This window comes from Megasphaera sp. NM10, from assembly GCF_000417505.1.
Classification (GTDB): domain Bacteria; phylum Bacillota; class Negativicutes; order Veillonellales; family Megasphaeraceae; genus Megasphaera; species Megasphaera intestinihominis.
This window is the reverse complement of record NZ_APHY01000103.1, coordinates 1-1606: the sequence shown is the minus strand read 5'-3', so window position 1 is coordinate 1606 and position 1606 is coordinate 1. Positions and strand designations below refer to the sequence as shown.

Genomic DNA, 1606 nt, shown 5'->3' with positions numbered 1-1606 from the left:
TCRCAGTCTCAAGATTTTCTACCTACGCATCCAAGAGCTCTATAAAAAATGGAAGGGATCGTCACGTCGCAAACTGGGCGATGGTCCGGAACCAGCTGCTCATGGACGACAGGATGTCTCAGCTTATGCAGCAATACGATGTTGCTTATTGAATCGATTTACACAAAACTCTTGACACACCCCCTCGTTTTCAAATTCTTGGTAACGGGGCAACAGGTTTATTAGAAGAAACGCCTAATAATAGCGTTCATAATGTTGAAAAACTTATTACTTCTATGGACGGATTTTTAACGGAATCAGTATACTATGTACATGATGGACCGGACAGTGTGAAATCACAGTCCAAAGATTACATAACCTATTTAAAGGCTATGTTTGCTAAACCTAAAATGGCAGGTAAAGCAGTATGGACTTTAGATTATATAAAAGATGCGACGTTACAAGAAGATGATGAAAAAAGGGGACAGGCAGATGGGTATGTGAGTATGGCACTAGCCGGACAGAACCTGGACAGGATACCGGATAAAAAGGCACCGTTTTCCAATACGAAGGACATTAATCGGATACAAGATGCGGAGAACTTCTTGTTTCTGTTGAATCCAGGCTCCTTTTTAAAAAAAGAAGACTATTTAAATGCGCTTAGTAGAACAAGATATGATGTCCTTATTGTTGACTTATACTATGGTGATACGCCTCTTATGAAGAATGATGTGGATTTATTAAAGACAAAGCCACAGGGCGGAAAACGTTTAGTCTTGGCCTATATGAGTATAGGCGAAGCGGCTGATTACCGGCCTTACTGGAAAAATGAATGGAATACGACGAGGCCATCTTGGATTCAGGCCCCGAACCCGGATTGGCCGGGCAGCTTTAAAGTATGCTATTGGTCACCTCAGTGGAAACATATCCTTTATGGCAATAACCAGGCGTATTTAGATCAAATTATAAAAGCTGGATTTGATGGTGTTTTTCTCGATGTTATTGATGCTTGGCAGTATTTTGCTAATAAATGATTTTTTTTGACATAGAGTGCCAACATATGGATGAACGACGAACGATGAACGACGAATATATCGCCGCAGGCGATGATTCGCGACCTGTGAACAGCGATTTCGCTACAAAGCATTTCACGGGATTCCCACAACGGGCCGCCCTTTGGCCGGCCCCTACAGCGACATCTATGATGTCGCGGCGACCGGCGACCTGCGGCCTGCGTCAAGGATTTGAAAAAAATCCTTGACAATCTCTTTACACAGTAGTATACTGAATAAGCTGTCGGGGCAAGGCCCTGACACAGCAGGAGTTTCATCCTGCCGTGGTCTGCGCCATGCAGGCCGGGGTGATTGAACTTTGAAAAAAGTTCAAAAACATCCTTGACAAGCTCTTCTGAGTTTGTTAAAATAAACAAGTCGTCGCGATGAAGCGATGGCAACGATGACCTTTGAAAACTGAACAATGAACTGAATGAACGCCAACGTGCGAGGTTCTATTATATAGAACGTCAAACAATGAGTAATACCAATCAAATAAACAAGAGCCAAACGCTCTTCCATATATCATGGAGAGTTTGATCCTGGCTCAGGACGAACGCTGGCGGCGTGCCTGA

The 1606-nt window shown here is 43.4% G+C and carries 1 protein-coding gene; it reads left to right on the top strand.

What is annotated here, in order from left to right; genetic code table 11:
- Window positions 1-275 precede the first annotated feature (275 nt).
- Window positions 276-1013, top strand: coding sequence for an endo alpha-1,4 polygalactosaminidase (locus tag NM10_RS12285; RefSeq protein ID WP_147675890.1), 738 nt, complete (start codon window positions 276-278; stop codon window positions 1011-1013).
- Window positions 1014-1606 lie beyond the last annotated feature (593 nt).

Coding starts and splice junctions, on each gene's coding strand:
- NM10_RS12285 (WP_147675890.1), top strand. CDS start 276: ATGGACGGATTTTTAACGGAATCAGTATACTATGTACATGATGGACCG.